Origin of the sequence: Coprococcus sp. OM06-34AC (genome assembly GCF_003462545.1) — a bacterium.
Lineage (GTDB): Bacteria > Bacillota > Clostridia > Lachnospirales > Lachnospiraceae > Coprococcus > Coprococcus aceti.
On sequence record NZ_QTZF01000001.1, the window covers coordinates 503469 to 524966 of the forward strand.

Sequence of the window (21498 nt, forward strand, 5' to 3'; positions counted from 1 at the left end):
TTATAATTACTTTAGGTAATTATCGTCGGTAAGTATATTCATATTTTCTCTTTTTGTCAAGGGATAGGATATATAAACTATTCATATGCCTGCGTAATCCATTAGCCACCATGCATAAAAAATGCTCCACCTGATTCTCTCACAGATGAAGCATTTAATTATTCAATCCTTTTTACTAACTACCTTTACTATCCCTATAACCGATTCGATCAATACCACCGCCACAAATGGTATTCCCGCCAGAGTCATTGAAAACATCATATATTCGATCCCATTCAGCAGATGCTCCCATCCTCCTGTAGCCTGCGGCACTATCCACATTTCATTGTTGACCAATACACTGATTCCAAGTCCAAATATCAGCCCGAAGATCAACCACGCCACACATATTATGGCGACGTCTTTCAGCCTCACTCTCTGATTATCGTATATCCATCTCCTGAATATAATATACAAAACTACACATACAGACGGAACCACAAATACAACGAACAGGTTATTGCTGTCATTATTCATCTCTTCCATGTAATCAGACAGCGTCATAATGCTCCAGCATATAAGCTGTACTACCAGACATATCAATATTTTCTTCTTCATATGCAAACTCCCCACCACATCTACTTTTTACATACTATAATAAAGTTCTTCACATTACAATTTAATTAAAATTATAATATGCTTTCACTCATATCAGATATCTGCCAGCAAGCCCCACGATCACCTGCATCCCGCCGGAAAGCAGCATCACCCACACAGGATTCAGTTTGAATTTTCTAAGCAGAACAACACTCACCGCAAATATCACCACGAGATTCCACTTAGTTCCAGCGATACTTATCATGTCAATCCCAGACCAGACCGCCGTGACAAATATCGAAACACCCGCTGATGCGATCATCGCCACAACCGCAGGTCTTATTCCTCCGAGCAGTTCCTGAAGGATGTCCTGTTTGCGGTATTTCAGATAAAGTCTTACTATGACTGTGACTATGATACATGAAGGAAGTATACATCCGAGCGTGGCAACCACCGCGCCGACATATCCAGCCACCCGGAGTCCCACAAATGTCGCCGAATTGACCGCTATAGGGCCTGGAGTCATCTGGGATATAGTGATCAAATCCGTGAACTCCGACATGGTCATCCACCCATGTATCTTCACTACCTGTCCCTGTATAAGCGGCATGGCGGCATAACCTCCGCCGAAACTGAAGAGTCCTATCTGGAAGAAACTTAGGAACAACTGCAAATAGATCATTATTCCATCCCCCCTTTGTCGGGATGGTTTTCAGGATTTCCGTCAGAAGTATCCTCTGTCTTTTTATGCCCATGCCCTCTTCTTTTCTCCAGCTGTCCTCTGCAAACGCCGACAAGTCCACAGACAATTACTATGAACACGACATTTATCTCCAATATGTAGGATGCAACAAATGCAGCTATCATAAACAATATCCCCAGATCATCCTTCTGCTTTACTATGTCTGCTCCCATATCATATGTCACTGATGCAATGACCGCAGCTACACCGGCCTGCATTCCCTCCAGCATCTCACTGATCACCCAGTTAGTCCTGAACGCGCTGTAACAGTAAGATATGATGGATATGATGACAAATGGCGGTATGATCGTTCCGATTATGGCCACCAGTGCCCCTGCCATGCCGCACAGTTTATAGCCCACCGCTATCGCTCCATTTACTGCGATAGGTCCCGGCGACGATTGGGATATAGCCACAAGATCCAGCATCTCGTCCTGCTCTATCCAATGGTTTTCATCCACAAACTTTTTCTTCATAAGTGAAACGATGACGTATCCACCCCCGAAGGTAAAGACGCTCAGATATAATGTTGTTATGAATATCTTCAGAAGAGTCCTACTCTTTTTTCCTCTTTCCATAATATACCTTTCTCGTGAAAACGTTTTCACGTTCCAGATACAAGTATATTCCTATTCGAGAAATTTTGGAAACATTTTTTATATAAAAGGGGCAGACACCTTAAAGTGCCTGCCCTGATCTGTATACATACATTTTATTTTATCAGTCTGAACTTCTTCGCAAACCTCACAATAAGACCTCCCTTAGGCATATTGAGAAGTTCCTCCTCCGTATATCCTCCGGCTTTGAGTATAGCCACCGCATAGAATATGATCGCCACAAATACTGCAACAAACATCGCGATCACCCAGTTGCCGAGAAGCTTCCTGCAGCCCTCATATACAATGATCGTAACAACACCCATGAAGATAGATGCTATAGTAGGTGCAACGTATATTCGCCTGTTGTCCATCTTGCCGGTCTTGTACTTTGTGAGCGAACGCTGGTTGAATATACATATGAGCAGTGAGTTCACTATCGAACCAAATACCAGTGCATAAAGTGCCCAGTCTGTGCAGTACAGCATAACCACAAGAACCACCACATGTATCACCAGTGCAAGGGTGGCATTGATAACCGGTGCCATCACCTTACCCATGGCCTGAAGCACACTGTTGGTTACAGTTGACTGTGCAAAGAACACTATGGATATGAATCCAAGATACATACATTTGGCTGCCATCGGATCCGCACCTGAGAACAGGAGCTGTATTATAGGCTTAGCCAGGACTCCCATTCCAACCGCACATGGTATGGTGACCAGCATGGACATGCTGAGCGCCTGATTCAGGAGTTTATTGGTTTTCTGCATGTCATTTCTTGCATACGCACCGGATATTCCCGGAATATATGCGATTCCAACTGAAGCTGCTATGGCAAGCGGAAGGTTCGTGAGAACTGTATACTGTCCTGAGTAAATTCCATACAGCTTTGCCATCTCCAGGGAATCCATGCCCTTCATCTTCATGACCACATAGAATACCTTCATGTCTATAGGTGTGAGCACGTTATACACCACTGCTGCCACCACGATAGGTGTGACTGTGGCGATGATTATTCTGAACAGCTTTCCATAGGATTCCGTGTCAGGACTTGTATCGTTCTTCACAGACTCCATGATACCCTTTCTTCTTCTCGCATAAGCGAACAGTATGAATATCAATCCTCCAAGGACTCCGGCACCTGTACCCATGGCACTTCCGGCAGAACCATACTTTGCATGCTCGGTTGTTCCAGCGGCAAATGGCTTTGCAAGCATATACGCAGCGACGATACTGACTACTGCATTTGCAAGCTGCTCTATGATCTGTGATATAGATGTAGGCACCATCGTGTTGTACGCCTGCAGATATCCTCTGAATATTGCAAGAAAGCCCGATATAAATATAGTAGGGGCAAGTATCTTAAGACTTAAGACTGCATTTGGCTGGTCACTTACAAACCATTCGGCTCCAAAGTACGTGATCAGTGCCGCCACAGCACCCGCTATGACTACATATATAAATGTACAGTAGTATATACGTCTGGCACTCTTGTACTGTCCCATAGCTATCTTACCGGCAACAAGCTTCGACACTGCTGTAGGAATACTGTATGTGGCGATCATTATGACCATGGCGTATATTGCATACGCTGAACCATAATATCCATTTCCCTCATCTCCAAGTATCTGATACAGAGGTGATCTGTACAGAAGGCCGATGATCCTCGACACGATTCCGGCTCCCGCCAGGATTCCTGCCTGAAGCGCCAGATTACTTCCCTTTCCTGATAGCTTTCCTTTCTTTGCCGTACCGGTATTTGTACTCATATCTAACTCCTTATTGCCATTTCTAAATCACTGTTGTAAAATTCAATTTGTATCTTTGATATATATCACAAACTATATATATACCAATTTTATGCAGTTAATTCAACCATAATATTTATAAACACGATGCATATTATGACCAAATATACCACAAGGAGGAACTTTAACAATGGAATACTCTTCACTTCCAAAGGATCCTATGGTGCTTCTCAGCTTCATCAACACGAAGCTCAGAGATGACTATCCAAGTCTTGACGAGCTCTGCAGCTCACTATGTGTAAATGCAGATGATATCAAGAGTAAGCTCGCATCCATCGACTATTCATACGATGCAGAAAAGAACAGATTTGTGTAAAAGCAAATCTGTTCTTTTCTCTTTTGTCAGACAGGGACAGCATCTGCTTTCCCCGTGCTGATATTATGTTTTATTTCTCCTGATTCCCGGAAATTTTTTTATCACTCTCCGGTTTTGCCTGACCATTTCCAACTTCTTCAGCGTCATCTTTGCTGTCAGCTTCCTTATCAGGCTCTGCATCACTTCCTACTATATTATTTGCAAGCTTTTCAGCGTCCGCCCTGCTGGCCACGCTCTTCATAACATGCATGAATTTATCAAATATACTGATAGGATCATCATCTGAATCATCGTCATCCTGAGACTGATCATCTGCATGCGCAGTGCCAGACTTCACATATTCATCATCTGGAAGATCTGATGGGTACTGAAGCATATGCTGCTTCTGCTTGAGCTTCCTTTTGTTCTCACGCTCTGCAAGCTTCTGCTCCGGCGTCTTCTTCTTGAACCTTATATCCTCTTCTTCCTCAGTTATATATATCGGCTCTCCCGTCTCCTCATCTATCCTGCGGATCTTCTCATACTCGGATGTCTTGAACGCAAGATTCTTCTCCTGCAGCTTTGCAGTGCATGTCCTGTTGATGTACATGTAACAGCAGGCAAATACAGGAACTCCGAGAAGCATTCCAAAGAATCCGAACAAACCGCCGCCAACTATGACCGCTGTGAGCACCCAGAAGCTTGAAAGTCCTGTGGTATCTCCGATGATCTTCGGTCCGAGGATATTTCCATCAAACTGCTGCAGTACAAGTATAACAATGAGCAGCACAAGACTCTTTATAGGATCTGCAATGAGCACGATGAAGAAACATGGTACAGCTCCTATGATAGGTCCGAAGAACGGTATGACATTTGTCACTCCGACGATAACACTTATCAGAACCGCATATGGCAGATTGAGTATCGTTGAAACTATGAACATGATCATTCCAATGATAATTGAATCAAGTATCTTACCATTAATAAACTGACCAAATATCCTGTTCATCTCTAAAAGTCCGTCAAGGATAGTATTTGCATTCTTCACCTTGAATACCGCATATATGATCTTCTTTCCCCTAGATGCAAGATATTCCTTGTTTGCCATCACATATATCGAAGCGATAATACCGATGAGGAAATTGTATAGGAACTTAAGACCTGAGAACACTCCACTTCCTATATTCACCACGATCTTGTCCACATTTGGCATGATCTTGGTATTCAGCATATCCTGAACCTTGAGATATGCATTGTTCATATACTTGTTGATCTGATCCTCAGGTATATTGAGCTTCTGGAACTTCTCATTTATATTCTCCACCATCGTCTGAAGGTTGGAATAATAGGTATCCATGTTGCCCACAAGCTGCTTGATACTGTCGTAGAGCTGAGGAACCACCAGCCACACTATTCCGGTTATGATTCCAAGGAACACTATGGTAGTTAAAATAACCGACAAAGTTCTCGAAACCTTGAACAATTTTTTCTTATCCGATATGACTCTCTCCTGGAATATCGTATGAAATAATCTGTCGAAAAAAACAAGTATCGGGTTCATGAGAAACGCAATGACTGCGCCCACTATGATCGGTGCAAATGCACTCGATATCTTGTCAAGTATCGCACGAAATCCCGACCATTGCTCCAGTATCTTATTAAAAAGGAGTCCGACAACGATTATTCCTATGACCGCCAGACTTATGTTGAGAATTCTTTTCTTCTTATTATTAACAGCCAACTTCTTCTCTCCCATTCTTTAGCATGTGTTTATTATATTAGTTTTTCCAAACCTGTTCAATACAGCTTACGCAAAATTAACCATACATTTATCAATTAATCTCATAAATTTTATAATTCGTGCATATAATGCACTTTAGGGGATAGTATGTTCAGAAAATTTATGTTGTTTACCCTACTGTTTTTTAGTAAAATGAGAGCTAGCCAAGGGCAAATGCGAAAACTATCGCATAACAGGATTTCCTATACGAGGGAGGTGTTCTATATGAATTGGGAGATTGCAACCTGGCTTATCATATTTGCCGTATGTCTCATTGCTGAGATCATATCGCTTGGACTTACAACCATCTGGGCATGTGGAGGAGCCCTGGTGGCAATGATCATCGCTTTTTTCAGCGGATCGCTGCCACTACAGATCGTTGCATTTCTTGTTGTCACCACTATTCTTTTCTTCACGACAAGACCGATTGCCAAGAAGCATCTTGACAACCAACTGGTAAAGACAAACGTAGAAAGTCTTATCGGCAAACACGTTATCGTATCTGCTGACATAGACAATCTCAAGTCCACCGGTCAGGTCTTGATCAACGGAGTTGAGTGGACAGCAAGATCCAAACATGGCGATACCATTGAAACCGGAACCGAGGTCGTGATCGACGAGATATCCGGAGTCAAAGCAATCGTAGAAAAGGCAGGAAAGCCGGCAATATAAAGCTAAGGGCTTATCAGCTTAAGACACACACATTTTTAATTAAGGAGATTATTATGGACGGAGCAGGAATTTCACTTATTATCATTTTATGTCTGATCGTAATCGTTATTATTTGCAGTACGATCAAGATCGTGCCACAGGCACACGCTTATGTAATTGAGAGACTTGGAACATATCAGGCAACATGGTCTGTTGGACTTCACATGAAGATGCCTGTTATCGATAAGGTAGCCAAGAAGGTTACACTCAAGGAGCAGGTTGTTGACTTCGCTCCACAGCCGGTTATCACAAAGGATAACGTAACAATGAGGATCGACACAGTCGTATTCTTCCAGATCACAGATCCTAAGCTTTTCAGCTACGGAGTTGAGAATCCTATCATGGCCATCGAGAACCTGACAGCTACCACACTTCGTAACATCATCGGTGATCTCGAGCTTGACCAGACACTTACATCAAGAGAGACCATCAACACCAAGATGAGAGCAACACTTGACGAGGCTACTGATCCTTGGGGAATCAAGGTCAACAGAGTAGAGCTCAAGAACATCATCCCTCCTGCAGCTATTCAGGATGCCATGGAGAAGCAGATGAAGGCAGAGCGTGAGAGACGTGAGCAGATCCTCCGTGCTGAAGGTGAGAAGAAGTCAGCCATCCTCATCGCAGAAGGTAACAAGCAGTCAGTCATCCTTGAGGCCGAGGCTGAGAAGGCTTCTCAGATCCTCCGTGCTGAGGCTAAGAAGGAAGCAACTATCAAGGAAGCCGAAGGTCAGGCACAGGCTATCCTCGCTGTACAGCAGGCAAATGCAGATGGTATCAGAGCACTGAATGAGTCAATGCCTACAAATCAGGTCATCACTCTAAAGAGCCTGGAAGCATTTACAAAGGCTGCAGACGGCAAGGCTACCAAGATCATCATCCCATCAGAGATACAGGGAATCGCAGGTCTCACCTCTTCTATCGTAGAGGTTGCCAAGAGCACTGAAGCTGCTGCCATATCAAAGCAGTAACATATCAGACTATTACAAATAAATAAGACAGCTATTAAAAGACGTGCATGAAAGTTCTTTTTGAAGAATCTTTCGTGCACGTCTTTGTAATTACTATTTGTATTTTTCTGTCATCATGATCACTGCGGAAGTTCTATCCACACAGATTTGATATTCTCTCCTGACTCAACATCATTCAACTGATATACGATCTGCACCTTTCCAGTCCTGCCCTTTTCTACCGATACGATCATATAGCTGTTCACCATAGACATTGGAGCCAGCGAGCCCTCGCAGCTTCCACCTTCTATATGTACCCTCCATCCTCAACTGAATATACCTCATCAGTCATTCTTGCTCACATTGTTATACTGGAAGAAGTCTATCCTGTGATCTTTGAAATAGTACTTTGCGTCACGCTCATTTACCTCTCGAAGAACCTTACACGGGTTTCCGACAGCCACTACATTTGATGGTATATCCGTTGCGACCATACTTCCAGCTCCTATGACGGTGTTATCGCCTATCGTAACTCCCGGAAGTATTGTTACACCCGCACCTATCCAGCAGTTCTTTCCTATAGTTATAGGTGCATTGTACTGATAGCCCTGTTTTCTGAGCTCAGGATTTATTGGATGTCCCGCTGTTGCCAGAGTTACATTTGGTCCAAACATGGTGTAGTCACCAACGTAAATATGTGTGTCATCCACCATTGTAAGGTTGAAATTCGCATATATATTGCTGCCCCAGTGAACAAATTTGCCGCCCCAGTTTGCATGGAGTGGTGGCTCTATATAGCAGTTGTCTCCTATCTCCTCAAACATCTCCTTGAGCATCTGCTGACGCTTGACCATCTCTGTTGGTCTGGTCATATTGAAGTCATATAATCTGTCCAGACACTTTATCTGCTCTCTGGCGATATCCTCATCGCCCGGAAGATAAAGCTCACATGTGTGCATCTTTTCCAGCTCTGATTTTCCCATTGTTAATACCTCCTGTATTTTATTTTTGTCTTCATAAACCCGCCATGTTGTAAATCCGTTTCTTTTTGACATCGTGGATTATCACATCATGATCACACTGGCTATATGAAAGCAACAGGCACCACCAAGCCGCACTAAAGCGCCCATGATGATGCCTGTTATATCGTCGTATATACATTATATTCAAATGTACATACATGGCGCACTCGGCACCATATATATCATTTAGTTGTACTTGTAGTAATTGATGAGGCAGCCATCTGTTATGATCTGTCTCTCATCGTCTGTGAGTTCTCCAAGTCTCAGCTCTATCTCAGCAAAATCCTTGTTCACAACATATGCCTTGATAACCTCTGTCTTGTTCTTCACCGCATCCTTGATTCCCGGGATGAATACATAGTCGTCATTGTCAAAGTCGAAATCCTTGTCGATCACAAATGGAAGCATACCCCAGTTGATAAGGTTTGATCTGTATCTCTTTGTAGCGTACTCCTTTGCAATGTTTGCCCATCCACCGAGAACCTTCTGGCATGATGCAGCCTGCTCACGGGCTGAACCGTCACCTGGCTTAACAGCATAAATGGTACTTCCAACACCTGTGTTGCTTCCGCATACGTCCTCAAACTTCTCCTTGATGGCATGCATAACTTCCTTGACCTCTGGGAATGCCTTACCCATGCACTCACCTGCCTCACGAACCTTCTCTACAGCCTGGATAGCCTTCGCTCTTCCAACGTACTCAGGATCCTTTCTTGACAGAGTGAACTCTGCAAGTCCAAGAGGATTTGATCTGTATGATGAAGTCTCTCCTGATGGGATAAGCTCATCTGTTGTTGTTACAGGATCATGTATAACTGATGCCACCTTGAGGAGAAGGTTGTCTGTAAGAGGAACCATCTCAGGCCAGTCCTTGATGTTTGGACCAAACTTGATCTCAACCGAAGGATCAGCCTTTCCAACACCGTTGTAAACTCTTCTGTCGTATATAGCCTTGTCGAAGAAATACTTTGGATGTGTGTACTCTATATCTGCAAGGTCTGTTGCTGATGTCAGATAGCCCTTGTTGGCTGCAGTTGCTGCGATAGAACGCGCATCCATAAGCGCAACAGATGAGATCTGACCATTCTGTATCTTTGAACCCTCTCTGTTAGGGAAGTTTCTTGTTGAATGTCTGATGGAGAATGCATTGTTGGCAGGTGTATCACCGGCACCAAAGCAAGGTCCACAAAATGCTGTCTTAACAATAGAACCTGTCTCGATGAGATCAGCCAGAACACCGTTCTTTGCAAGCTGCATATATATAGGTGTACTTGCAGGATATACTGACAGTGTGAACTCGTCAGCGCCTATGCTCTTGCCTCTGAGGATATCAGCCGCATCGCAGATATTCTCATATCCACCACCGGCACATCCGGCGATGATTCCCTGCTCAACATACAGCTTGCCATCTCTTACCTTATCCTTGAGTGTAAAGTCGACCTTGCCGTCAAGGCTTACAAGTGCACGCTTCTCAACATCATCAAGGATATCCATGAGGTTGGCATTCAGCTCGTCGATGGTGTATGTGTTGCTTGGGTGGAATGGCATAGCTATCATTGGCTTAACTGTTGACAGATCTACATATACGACTCCGTCATAGTAAGCCACATCGCCAGGATTCATCTCCTTGTATGCCTCACTTCTTCCGTGAATGTCATACCAATCCTTTATCTTGTCATCTGTCTTCCATATTGATGACAGACATGTTGTCTCTGTTGTCATAACATCAATACCGATACGGAAATCTGCTGAGAGCTTGTCAACACCAGGACCAACGAACTCCATGACCTTATTCTTGACATATCCGCAGCCAAATGTTGCTCCGATGATGGCAAGTGCCACATCCTGAGGACCAACCCCCTTCTGTACCTCTCCGTCGAGATAGATTGCGATAACGCCCGGCTTTGCAACATCGTATGTCTTACACAGGAGCTGCTTTGCGAGCTCACCGCCGCCCTCTCCAATAGCCATAGTACCAAGAGCACCGTAACGTGTATGTGAGTCTGATCCAAGTATCATGGCGCCACACTCTGCCAGCATCTCTCTTGCAAACTGATGGATGACCGCCTGATGAGGTGGTACATACACGCCGCCATACTTCTTCGCACATGAGAGGCCAAACATATGGTCATCCTCATTGATGGTTCCACCTACGGCACACAGTGAGTTGTGACAGTTTGTAAGTACATATGGTATAGGGAACTCCTTAAGACCTGATGCTCTTGCTGTCTGGATGATTCCTACAAATGTTATATCATGTGAAGTCATCTTATCGAATTTGATCTTAAGATTCTCCATATTGTCAGATGTGTTATGCTTAGCCAATATTCCGTAAGCAAGTGTGTTCTTTGATGCCTCTTCCTTTGATGGAGCACTGCCAAGCTTTGATGCGAGAACCGCACCTGCCTCAGCATTATCCTCAACCAGCTCTGTACCATGTAACAGATAAGCACCGTTGTCAAATAATTTAATCATACTCTTCCTCCTGGTAATAGCTTTTTGTCATTTATGGAATTGCACACAGATGTATACAAAACCCCATGTTTCTCTACATCATACCATATTATTTTCAAATTTTAAATAGTATTATATTACAGCTTAACGCAAAAAATCTGCCATACATGCTCAGGCACATATGGCAGATCCTATGCATCAAATTGAATATACTGTACAGATACCCTTAACCGAAATACCTGTACCTGATACATCCTATCTGACACTATATAATCAATCTCCCCTCAGAGTTAATTATCCTCTGTTACATACACTATACTATTTGTATAATTTTTCCAATAGTTTTGGCAAAAATCGACACAAACGACGCGTATAACAACCTGAACGACATAAATTTTCGTGTACAACACACATATACTTTAATTATACCTATTGTAGAAATTCCCATTTGTATGATAGAATGTTCCTGATATGTTAATAATTTAAGAGTTTTGTTTATCTATCAATTTTTCACAGGAGTGTTTGATTATGAATTTTCTGATTGTTGAGGATGACAATATCCAGCTTACCGGCTTAAAACATATAATTGAAGAAGAGTACGCAGACGCTGTTGTCAACACTGCATCAACTTACAACGATGCCATAACAATAATAGATTCATTTGATATTGATATCTTTTTACTGGACATTGATCTCGGTGGAGGAAAGACCGGATTGGATGTATGTGGTTATCTCCGAAGAATTCCCAAATACAATGACACACCTGTCATCTTCATCACCGACATCACCGTTCCAAACCTTGATGTCATCAACAAGTATCATTGCCAGTATTATTTCTCAAAGCCTTATGACAGAATCGATGTCGTAGGAGGGATCAACTCGGTGCTCACACAGCCTGACGACCAGACATCAAGGATCCGCGTAAAGGATATCCAGGGAATACTTTTCCATATAAGCATGGATGAAATAATTTATGTATGTGCATCCGGCCACCACAAGCACATTTTCACATCCGACGGCGATTTTATCGTCACCAACCCGACCTTCGAGTCAATTTTGCAGGCTGCTGGTGATGTACCTCTGGTCAGATGCCACAAAAGCTATTACTTCAATCCCGACTACATACAGAGCTACGACAGATCCAATTCACTTATAACGCTGAAACTGGCTCAAGAATCCATACCGGTCGGGCGCAAATACAAAACTATTATAGAAACTTACCAGGAGAACAGATAATGGCTGCATATTTTGATTTTCTTTCCAAGATACTGTTTGATACCTTTGTATTTTTAGTATTCTTGATGGCGATATATAATGTAAAATTTTCCCAGATAGCAAAGAGACTTCCACCTTTGCTTCTGCTGACTTTACCAGTCTCTCTGATTGCCACAGTTACAGACTCCATGTTAATATTCACACTGATAACATACATATACTGCTTTGTATTCTACTCTCTGGTATTCCGATATCCGCCGATGAAGATCATAACGGGATACGCAATTACACTTATCATCATGACTATACTGAACCTCATCCAGATGGTTGTCATCATGCAGTTTACGGACAATCCATTCACCAACACTTCAACATATATAACCGAAGCCATGGCTTTCATCATAGCTATACTTTTATACAAATTCGGACATATGGATAAGCTGTACGATGCTCTTATAGTGAAAAATCAGGTATCCAGGAATATAATACTCGCAGTATTTGCCCTCATGGTATCTATGGTTTTATACCAGCGTATATCCCCTAAGGACTTCATGAATATATTTATGACTTTCCTGTTTATAGTCATACTTATCCTCATTTTATACTCGGGAATGTACAAGAACTATATGAGCCTCAGAGAATCCCGGAAGCAACTACAGTCATATGAACAGTATCTTCCTATTATAGAGGATCTGATAGATCAGGTGCGCATGAGACAGCATGACTACAACAATGAGCTTCAGGCCATCAGCATGCTGCCGATCAGTTACACTGATTATGATTCCCTCGCTGCTGCCCTTTCAAATGAGCTGGATACCTCCTGCAATGACCATGTCATCAAGAATTCGTATCTTCTGAGGATCAACATGAAACTGATCGCAGGTTTTCTGTTCAGCAAGATGAACCTTGCGCAGGAGCATAATATCAATCTGGATATAGATGTCAAAAATTCCACACTCACATCCAAGGCAGCGGAATTTGAGCTTCTGGATGTCATGAGCATTCTGGTGGACAATGCATTTGACGCAACTGAAGACGGAGGTATGATAAAAGTCATCATAGACTCTGACGGCAAGACTACCACCGTTGAAACCTTCAATGCCGGATCGCAGCTCACCGCGGAAATGCGCAAGAACTTCTTCGCAAAGGGCTACTCGACCAAGCCTCTGAAGGATGGAGCTTATTCCAGAGGTATCGGACTTTACAAGCTGAAACAGCTCACATCCAAGTACCATGGTGAAATACTGCTGGACAATCAGAAGGTGGATGGGCAGAACTGTATCCACTTTGTCGTCAGCATATAATAAATTTTATGATCCCAAATGCTTTTTTATAGTTTTCAGATAACTTATCCCATCGTTAAATCCAACATTTTTAGGTATTTCTGTTATCCGCGTTAAATTTTTTTGTTTTTCGACTCATTTCCTTAATTTTATTCTTTACTTATTATCTATAAATGGTATAATCAAAAGGATTATTTTTCCTAATAAACGGAACTTAATGAGAAATTTTTGACAGGAGATGTGAAAGTGAAAGATACTATCGAAATCAGATGGCACGGACGTGGTGGTCAGGGTGCCAAGACTGCTGCCCTGCTCCTCGCAGATGTGGCATTCAAAACAGGTAAATATGTTCAGGGATTTCCTGAGTATGGTCCAGAGAGAATGGGTGCACCTATCACTGCTTACAACAGGATCAGCAGTGAACCTATCAGAGTACATTCCAACATTTACGAGCCACAGTATGTGGTTGTAGTTGACGAATCTCTGATCGAACCTGTACATGTGACTGCAGGTCTCGCCGAGGATGGTGCCATCATCATAAATACACCTAAGACTCCGGACGAGGTCCGTCCACTGCTCAAGGGTTACAAGGGTAGGGTATACACACTTGATGCCAAGGAGATCTCCATGAAGACTCTCGGCAAGAATTTCCCTAACTCTCCTATGCTTGCAGCCATCGTTGCTGTCAGCGGAATAATGGAGGAGGGACCTTTCCTCGAAGATATGAGACAGTCATATCAGCACAAATTTGCCAAGAAACCAGAGGTTATCGAGGGCAACATGGAAGCATTAAAGCTCGCCTTCAGGGAGGTAATGAAGTAATGAGAACAGATATAAGCAAGATACATGACAATAGCAAATGGACAGAGCTCACACCTGGAAACCACGTATACGGCGGTGGCACATCCAAGGCATTTAACACAGGTGAGTGGAGGACTTCAACACCTGTCCTAGACGAGAGCAAATGCGTACACTGTCTTCTGTGCGCACCTGTCTGTCCGGATTCATGCATTCCGGTCGTATCAGGCAAGCGTCTCGCATTTGACCTGGAGCACTGCAAGGGCTGCGGTATATGCGCATACCAGTGCAAATTCGGAGCAATCACTATGAAGGAGGGCAAATAAATGGCTATAAGAGAACGTCTTTCAGGAAATGAGGCTGTGGCACATGCTATAAAGCAGATCAATCCGGATGTTATGCCTGCATTCCCTATAACACCTTCAACTGAGATACCTCAGTTTGTTTCAACATTTATCTCCAATGGTGAGATCGATACAGAATTTATCCCGGTAGAGAGTGAGCACAGTGCCATGAGTGCAGCGATCGGCGCAGAGGCTGCCGGCTGCCGTACACTCACAGCCACATCATCATGTGGTATGGCCCTCATGTGGGAGGAGCTCTATGTGGCAGCGTCCAATCGTCTTCCACTTGCCCTCGCACTTGTAAACAGAGCACTCTCCGGCCCTATCAACATCAACTGCGACCACTCTGACAGTATGGGCGCACGTGATACAGGCTGGCTTCAGATATACGCAGAGAACAACCAGGAGGCATATGACAACTTTGTTCAGGCATACAGAATATCCGAGCACAAGGATGTCAGGCTTCCTATCATGATATGTCAGGATGGTTTCATCACAAGCCATGCCGTTGAGAATATCACCCTCATCGAGGATGATCTCGTAAAGAAGTTTGTAGGTGAATACACCCCTGAGCAGTATCTGTTAAATCCTGAGATGCCTATGGCTGTCGGTCCTTACGCCACATCTCCTTACTATATGGAGACTAAGATGGCTCAGAACACTGCCATGAAGAATGCAAAGCAGGTTATTCTTGACGTTGCAAAGGAATTCGAGGAGATGACAGGCCGTCACTACGGATTCTTTGAGGAGTACAGACTTGACGACGCTGACTACGCCATCGTTATGATCGGTTCTGCTGCCGGAACAACAAAGGAAGCTATAGATGAGCTGAGAAACGAAGGCAAGAAGGTCGGACTCTTGAAGATCAGAGTGTTCAGACCATTCCCTGGTGAGGAGATTGCAAAGGCTCTCGCCCACACCAAGGCTGTGGCAATCCTTGACAGATCGGAAGGATTCAGAGCAGGCGGCGGTCCTCTCTCAGCAGAGGTCAAGGAGCACCTGTATGACATTCAGGCAACCACAAAGGCTGTCAGCTACATCTACGGTCTCGGCGGACGTGACTACACTGTGGACAGCGCCAAGGGCGTATTTGCACAGCTTGAAGACATGATAGAGAACGGTGCTGAGATTCCTCAGTATCAGTACATAGGACTTAGACAGTAGGAGGTAAGATGAAATGGCATATAATTTTAAAGAAGTAATGAACAAGCCTGAGCGTCTTGCTCCAGGTCATAGAATGTGTGCAGGCTGCGGTGGTACGATCACTGTCAGAACTGTACTCCGCGCCCTTCACGAGGGCGACAAGGCGGTCATCGGTAACGCCACAGGATGTCTTGAGGTTTCAACCTTCATGTATCCTTACACAACTTACGAGGACAGCTACATACACAACGCATTTGAGAACGCAGGCGCAACCCTCTCAGGTGTTGAGACAGCCTACAACGTTCTGAAGAAAAAAGGCAAGATAGATGACACTTACAAATTCATCACATTCGGCGGTGATGGCGGAACTTATGACATCGGACTTCAGTCACTGTCAGGTGCCATGGAGCGTGGACATGACATGGTATATGTGTGCTACGACAATGGTGCATACATGAACACCGGTATCCAGCGTTCATCAGCTACTCCTATGTATGCTGACACAACAACCACACCAGTAGGCTCACAGTCAAATGGTAAGATGCAGAACAGAAAGGATCTCGCCCAGGTCATGGCTGCACACGACATCCCATATGTTGGACAGTCTACTCTTCTCGGCAACATGCGTGATCTCTACGAGAAGGCTGAGAAGGCTATCTACACACCTGGCGCAGCTTTCCTCAATGTCATGTCACCATGTCCTAGAGGATGGAGATACCCTACAGAGAAGATCATGGACATCTGCAAGCTGGCAGTTGAGACATGTTACTGGCCTCTGTTCGAGGTTATCGAGGGCAAATGGATCCTCTCCTACGCTCCTAAGAATAAGCTTCCTATCGAGGACTTCCTGAGAACGCAGGGCAGATTCAAACACCTGTTCAAGCCTGAAAACGAGCACCTTCTCGTTCAGTATCAGCAAGAGGTTGACCGCCGTTGGGAGGATCTGCTGTATAGATGTTCTAAGAATTAAATTGTATGACGGACAAAAGAAAGCCCACCCGGGGTATATAATCGATCACGTTTGTCTTCCTTCGTTTCAGCTTGTTTCTATCTGCATGCGGCTACGCACGCGATAAGGGCGTTGCGCGCTTCGCCTTAGCAAGAAACGCTGAAACTCAGTCGACTGCACTACCAATCGTTATATATGCCCTGGGCGGGCTTTCTTTTTGTTTTTGTTTGATAATACACATCATGCGCATAGTATACAGATTATGCGTTTGATGACTCATTACAATTTAGACCATCTATAGAATCAGGGAATTGTTTATATTCATATGCTATGATTTGGTTTCTCTTGCAAGTTTGTCAATTTAGGCATAAAATTTTATCTTTTTGCTGAGAAAGTCCCGTTTTGCAATACCGAAACCTAGGTTCATTCTATCTCTTAAATGCTATAGTGACCACGAACCAACCATCTTCTATCTGTATATCTCCGGTAAATCCTGACAAATCTAATACCTTCTTTACTATGGACAGGCCAAGACCATTTCCTGTGTGGCCGGTTCTGGCTGAATTTCCTTTCTTCATCGGCTCCCACAGCTCAGATGGATCACAGCATTTCCTGAGATCTCACATTCTATATCTCTGTTCTCAAGTTCCACTCTGTATCTGTCCACAACCTGTCCAATAAGCTTGTTCAGATCTATATCCTCATTCTTGATATCGGGAGCCTTTTCAAGTCTCATATATGAAAGCATTCCTGTTATCATCTCATTTATATATGAAACATTCTCGAGTATTGAATCCGTATAGTGTCTTGATAACAAACCGATATGACTTTCATATGTCCATTATAACAATTTACTACAAATATGTGCTATAGTGATATACATACATTACATGGAGGTAGAAAACCATTTGAATTGGACCGAAGGACTTATTAACGCAATTGATTATATTGAGACTCACCTTATTGACGGTGAAGTATTGGACCAAAATACAATAGCCAGGCAGGCTTACTCTTCTCCCGACAACTTCAGGAAAGTATTTCATCTAATCACGGGATATACTATAGGGGAATATATCAGAAACCGCCGGCTTTCCCTGGCTGGAGAAGAACTCATTTCATCCAACCGCACGGTGACTGATATTGCACTTGAATACGGATATGACACACCCGAAAGCTTCACGAAGGCTTTCACACGCTTTCATGGAAACTCTCCAACTTATGTTCGAAATAACAAGTCCGGTCTCCATAATTTCACCCGGATTGTATTAAGGGTCACAGCAGATGGGGGATCTATGCTCAACTACAGAATCGTTAAGATCAACAACATGTGTATTGCCGGTTATTCCAGGGTTTTCACAAGCCTCGATACCGCGAAAAATAATGTTCTGATTCCAAAATTTACAAGAGAATGCTGCAGTCACAGCTGGGATAAACTAATGGAAATTAAATCCACTGATGAAAAACCAAATAACTGCTTATTCGGTTACAGATCAAATGATTTTATAAATATTGATAAGTTCAATAATGAAATTTCATGCTTTAATTACACATTTGGACGAATGATCACAAAACAAGAAATTTCCGGATTAAATATATCCGATTATTCGATAACAAGCATTCCTGACGGCGAATGGATCTGTTTTGACTGTTCAGATACTACTCCTGCCGGGCAGCAGTCACTTTGGTATAAAATTTACACAGAATTTCTACCGTTTTCTCATTATAACATAGTGCCTGACATAACCTTAGAGTGTAGCAATGTATCATTAAAAAAGGAACAAAATTACCTTCTCCTGCAAATCCGCCCCGACAAAGTTTAACCATTGCTGACAGGTCATAATGCAACTCCTGTGATATTGTTTTTATAGTATTTCTCACTTATATGATAATTACTAAATACAATCAAAGGAGGCCTTTTATGAAAAAGGAATTAACAATTTTGACCACATTCAGCATAGCTATTATATTAGTTGTCACCGGGTGTCAGCACTCGTCAGCATCTAAGAATGACTCTACTGTCACCCAATCGGTCACCAGCTATTCTTCATCCGAAGATACGTCAATCAAAAAAGCAACAACAAGTGAAACCTCAGTCAAAGAAATCACAACTGAGGAGCTTACTACAGAAGCGCCAACTCCAACAGGTTTACTTCCAGAGGAACGTGCCAGCATAACCATGGGAAAACTCTCTCCCGAGCACATGTATTATAACGAGGTGACAACTCTTGATCCCGCCTGTGCAGACTATATCAACGAATTATCCATTTATGATGCTGAGATAGATGACACTTTTGTTGTCCATATATCTCTTCCACCTGATTATAACGAAGCAAGCTCATATCCAATGGTTGTTATGACCGATGGAGTCTGGAGACTCAGTGATCACCCTGAACTCAGACCTCTTATGACATCTGGCCAGATACAGGACGTTATCCTTGTCAGCATAGGATATCCAAACACTTACAATTATGATGTCATCAGAAAAAGAGATCTCCAGACTAACCCTGATTCATTCCTGCATTTTATTGTAGATAACCTGATTCCTTACCTGGAAGAAATATACTCTGTAAACCCTGAAAATATGACTCTCACAGGACATTCCCTAGGTGGATACTGGGCTTACTACGCTCTGTTCCATAATGACACTATAGGAAAAAATACATTTGCAAATTATTATATTGGCAGTCCTTCCATGTGGGCAAATACTGACGGCAAATTCATGTCTACGTACGAAGAAGAATATTACAATAGAACACAGACTCTAAATGCTAATGTCTATGTAACCGTAGGTGCAGATGAGGATAAAAACTTCATATCTTCTATCGAGGATTTCTACAATGATTTACAAGAGAGAAATTATTCTGGCTTAAACCTAACCTACGAAAAAATAGAAGGCTATGACCATAACACAGTCTTTAAGCCTTCTATCAAAAATACTCTCCTTATGTTCTATAAAAAAGATTCCGAATAACTATCTGTAGAACCACCAGCATCCATATCTAGGCATGACTGCTCCAAGCTCGCGGAGTGTCTTGCCTGATATGAGATCGGTATATATGTCAGCCTGATCCTCAGGCATAGTCCAGATGAGCTGATCCATGTTGCTGAAGTTGAAAAATGCCCTCAGCTCATGTCCTGCATATTCCCTCACTATTCCGAGGACGCTTGCACATCCTGTCTCTATGGTGTAGACATTTGCATTACATGAAAATACATCATGCGATGCTCTTATATCCTCCATGTGGCGCAGCGCGTCAAATATCTTCATGGCTACAGGATCTTTATTTTCAACCTTGTCCCATGGGAAGTTTCCTCTGTGCAGATATCTGCTGTCCGCACATTTGTCCGGATCATTCTTATAAGTATAATCGTTTGTCTGTCCTATCTCATCACCGCTGTACAGAACCGGGATTCCGCTCTGTGCCAGCAGGTATCCATGAAGCATGAGATCACAGGCAATGGCCTGTTCGATCTTGTCTGCATTTGCCTCGTACTGGCCGGCCTCAAGGCCTGACAGGGATGCTGTTGTTCCACACAGACGGGCATCTCCGAGTCTAGGATCATCGTTATAGAGCTCACCTCTGGAATCACTGTTGTATCCCTTTCCTGTGAAATAGTCATTCAGGAACTTCTTGTGTGCCACCTCATCTATGCCGAACTGTGCCAGCCAGTCATAGTCAAGTCCCCAGCCAATATCATCGTGGCATCTGAGGTAATTCAGGAACACATAATCCTTTGGAAGTGCACACACCTGATCCATCTGGCGCTTTAAGAGTCCCACATTCTTCGTGGCTATCGTATTCCACGTGGATGCCATGGTTGTCACGTTGTAGAGCATATGGCACTCTGGCTTGTCAACTGTTCCAAAGTATGGAACTACCTTGGAAGGCTCCATAACGACCTCTCCGAGAAGAAGGACTCCCGGACATACTATCTCACTGATTATCCTCATCATACGGACAAGAGTGTGAACCTGTGGAAGGTTACGGCAGTTTGTGCCTATCTGCTTCCATATATACGGAACAGCGTCGAGTCTGATGACATCTATACCTCGGTTTGCCATATAGAGCATGTTGCCGACCATGTCGTTGAACACCATAGGATTTGCATAGTTCAGATCCCACTGGTATGGGTAAAATGTAGTCATGACCACCTGATTGCAGTCATTTATCCATGTGAAGTTACCAGGCGCCGTAGTTGGGAATACCTCAGGCACAGTCTCCTCATATATGTTAGGAACGAACCAATCATCATAGAAGAAATATCTGGATCTTGCAACAGGATCTCCATTTCTCGCTGCCCTTGCCCACTCATGATCCTCACTTGTATGGTTCATTACGAAATCCAGACAGCAGCTTATACCCTGTCTGTGACACTCTGCAGTGAGGTCCTCCAGATCCTCCATGGTTCCAAGCTCAGGCTTTACCTTTCTGAAATCCGCAACAGCATATCCGCCGTCATCTCTGCCCTTAGGGCTTTCCAGCAGCGGCATAAAATGAAGATAATTCACACCACATGACTTCACATATGGAAGCTTTTCTTTTACACCCTTCAGCGTTCCCGCGAATGCATTTGTGTACATCATCATACCTAACAGATCATTCTGCTTATACCAGTCCGGATTCTTGACACGGCTTCTGTCCAGCTTCTTGAGATCAGCATTTCTCTCCTGATAATAACCATACAGAGAATCGCACAGCCAGTCAAATGCCTCCATATTGTTGTTATAGAGCTCGCAGTAGAGCCACTTGAGCTCGTCATATCTCTCATCAAATCTCTTTGTATATTCTGCAGTCTTTTTCACTGTCTTTGAACCTGCCATTTATCTT

At 43.3% G+C, this 21498-nt stretch carries 21 protein-coding genes; 11 read left to right on the top strand and 10 right to left on the bottom strand.

Translation table 11 applies throughout. From position 1 onward, the window contains the following. Nucleotides 1–162: 162 nt before the first annotated feature. The 4 genes from DXB91_RS02200 to DXB91_RS02215 form a co-directional block, all read right to left on the bottom strand. The gene (locus tag DXB91_RS02200) at nt 163–597 is read right to left on the bottom strand and encodes a hypothetical protein (protein WP_118016708.1); all 435 of its coding nucleotides are present in this window, start codon (nt 595–597) and stop codon (nt 163–165) included. A gap of 88 nt (nt 598–685) precedes the next feature. Further along, on the bottom strand, nt 686–1258 hold the full coding sequence (locus DXB91_RS02205) for a chromate transporter (protein ID WP_118016709.1): 573 nt from the start codon (nt 1256–1258) through the stop codon (nt 686–688). Continuing rightward, nucleotides 1258–1896, bottom strand: a complete 639-nt coding sequence (locus DXB91_RS02210) for a chromate transporter (RefSeq protein ID WP_118016710.1) — start codon at nt 1894–1896, stop codon at nt 1258–1260. The genes DXB91_RS02205 and DXB91_RS02210 overlap by 1 nt, the downstream gene beginning before the upstream one ends. Before the next feature lie 134 nt (nt 1897–2030). Then, entirely contained in the window at nt 2031–3686 is a 1656-nt protein-coding gene (locus DXB91_RS02215) for a putative polysaccharide biosynthesis protein (RefSeq protein WP_055223825.1), read from the bottom strand. Between the two features lie 169 nt (nt 3687–3855). On the opposite strand from DXB91_RS02215, the gene DXB91_RS02220 reads away from it, so the two are divergent. Then, the gene (locus DXB91_RS02220) at nt 3856–4041 is read left to right on the top strand and encodes a DUF4250 domain-containing protein (RefSeq protein WP_015533181.1); all 186 of its coding nucleotides are present in this window, start codon (nt 3856–3858) and stop codon (nt 4039–4041) included. Nucleotides 4042–4111: 70 nt separating this feature from the next. On the opposite strand, the gene DXB91_RS02225 is transcribed toward DXB91_RS02220, so the two are convergent. Next, on the bottom strand, nt 4112–5761 hold the full coding sequence (locus DXB91_RS02225) for an AI-2E family transporter (RefSeq protein ID WP_243003491.1): 1650 nt from the start codon (nt 5759–5761) through the stop codon (nt 4112–4114). Between the two features lie 264 nt (nt 5762–6025). Here DXB91_RS02225 and DXB91_RS02230 point away from each other — a divergent pair, with 264 nt between their 5' ends. Continuing rightward, nucleotides 6026–6472, top strand: coding sequence for an NfeD family protein (locus tag DXB91_RS02230; RefSeq protein WP_015533182.1), 447 nt, complete (start codon nt 6026–6028; stop codon nt 6470–6472). A gap of 53 nt (nt 6473–6525) precedes the next feature. Then, nucleotides 6526–7482 carry an SPFH domain-containing protein gene (locus tag DXB91_RS02235; RefSeq protein WP_022217199.1) on the top strand — a complete coding sequence of 319 codons (957 nt, stop codon included), beginning with the start codon at nt 6526–6528 and terminating at the stop codon, nt 7480–7482. A 323-nt stretch (nt 7483–7805) separates the two neighbouring features. Here the strand turns inward: DXB91_RS02235 and DXB91_RS02240 are convergent, their stop codons facing one another. Both DXB91_RS02240 and DXB91_RS02245 read right to left on the bottom strand, forming a co-directional pair. Next, nucleotides 7806–8444: a sugar O-acetyltransferase gene (locus tag DXB91_RS02240; protein WP_022217198.1), complete on the bottom strand. Its 639-nt coding sequence runs from the start codon at nt 8442–8444 to the stop codon at nt 7806–7808. A gap of 225 nt (nt 8445–8669) precedes the next feature. Continuing rightward, on the bottom strand, nt 8670–10958 hold the full coding sequence (locus DXB91_RS02245) for a hydratase (RefSeq protein ID WP_022217197.1): 2289 nt from the start codon (nt 10956–10958) through the stop codon (nt 8670–8672). A gap of 507 nt (nt 10959–11465) precedes the next feature. Between DXB91_RS02245 and DXB91_RS02250 the strand changes: the two genes are divergently transcribed. From DXB91_RS02250 to DXB91_RS02275, 6 genes are all read left to right on the top strand, one after another. Continuing rightward, on the top strand, nt 11466–12173 hold the full coding sequence (locus tag DXB91_RS02250; RefSeq protein ID WP_022217196.1) for a LytR/AlgR family response regulator transcription factor: 708 nt from the start codon (nt 11466–11468) through the stop codon (nt 12171–12173). Beyond that, nucleotides 12173–13456, top strand: a complete 1284-nt coding sequence (locus DXB91_RS02255; protein ID WP_243002930.1) for a sensor histidine kinase — start codon at nt 12173–12175, stop codon at nt 13454–13456. Before DXB91_RS02250 ends, DXB91_RS02255 begins: the two co-directional genes overlap by 1 nt. A gap of 225 nt (nt 13457–13681) precedes the next feature. After that, nucleotides 13682–14257 (top strand): 2-oxoacid:acceptor oxidoreductase family protein, encoded by a 576-nt coding sequence (locus DXB91_RS02260; RefSeq protein WP_022217194.1) that lies wholly within the window; start codon nt 13682–13684, stop codon nt 14255–14257. Next, the gene (locus DXB91_RS02265; protein ID WP_004848700.1) at nt 14257–14559 is read left to right on the top strand and encodes a 4Fe-4S binding protein; all 303 of its coding nucleotides are present in this window, start codon (nt 14257–14259) and stop codon (nt 14557–14559) included. The genes DXB91_RS02260 and DXB91_RS02265 overlap by 1 nt, the downstream gene beginning before the upstream one ends. Next, nucleotides 14560–15741, top strand: a complete 1182-nt coding sequence (porA, locus tag DXB91_RS02270) for a pyruvate ferredoxin oxidoreductase, alpha subunit (protein WP_015533185.1) — start codon at nt 14560–14562, stop codon at nt 15739–15741. 13 nt (nt 15742–15754) lie between these two features. Beyond that, nucleotides 15755–16690 (top strand): thiamine pyrophosphate-dependent enzyme, encoded by a 936-nt coding sequence (locus DXB91_RS02275; RefSeq protein ID WP_118016711.1) that lies wholly within the window; start codon nt 15755–15757, stop codon nt 16688–16690. A gap of 407 nt (nt 16691–17097) precedes the next feature. On the opposite strand, the gene DXB91_RS02280 is transcribed toward DXB91_RS02275, so the two are convergent. Continuing rightward, nucleotides 17098–17247 carry a HAMP domain-containing histidine kinase gene (locus DXB91_RS02280; protein ID WP_117874682.1) on the bottom strand — a complete coding sequence of 50 codons (150 nt, stop codon included), beginning with the start codon at nt 17245–17247 and terminating at the stop codon, nt 17098–17100. Beyond that, nucleotides 17244–17405: a hypothetical protein gene (locus DXB91_RS14075; RefSeq protein ID WP_158564571.1), complete on the bottom strand. Its 162-nt coding sequence runs from the start codon at nt 17403–17405 to the stop codon at nt 17244–17246. Before DXB91_RS14075 ends, DXB91_RS02280 begins: the two co-directional genes overlap by 4 nt. A gap of 172 nt (nt 17406–17577) precedes the next feature. On the opposite strand from DXB91_RS14075, the gene DXB91_RS02290 reads away from it, so the two are divergent. Together DXB91_RS02290 and DXB91_RS02295 are read left to right on the top strand one after the other, a co-directional pair. After that, nucleotides 17578–18489, top strand: coding sequence for an AraC family transcriptional regulator (locus tag DXB91_RS02290; protein WP_158564572.1), 912 nt, complete (start codon nt 17578–17580; stop codon nt 18487–18489). Nucleotides 18490–18587: 98 nt separating this feature from the next. Then, on the top strand, nt 18588–19640 hold the full coding sequence (locus DXB91_RS02295) for an alpha/beta hydrolase (protein WP_117874676.1): 1053 nt from the start codon (nt 18588–18590) through the stop codon (nt 19638–19640). On the opposite strand, the gene DXB91_RS02300 is transcribed toward DXB91_RS02295, so the two are convergent. Continuing rightward, nucleotides 19641–21491 carry an alpha-amylase family protein gene (locus tag DXB91_RS02300; protein WP_117548645.1) on the bottom strand — a complete coding sequence of 617 codons (1851 nt, stop codon included), beginning with the start codon at nt 21489–21491 and terminating at the stop codon, nt 19641–19643. Nucleotides 21492–21498 lie beyond the last annotated feature (7 nt).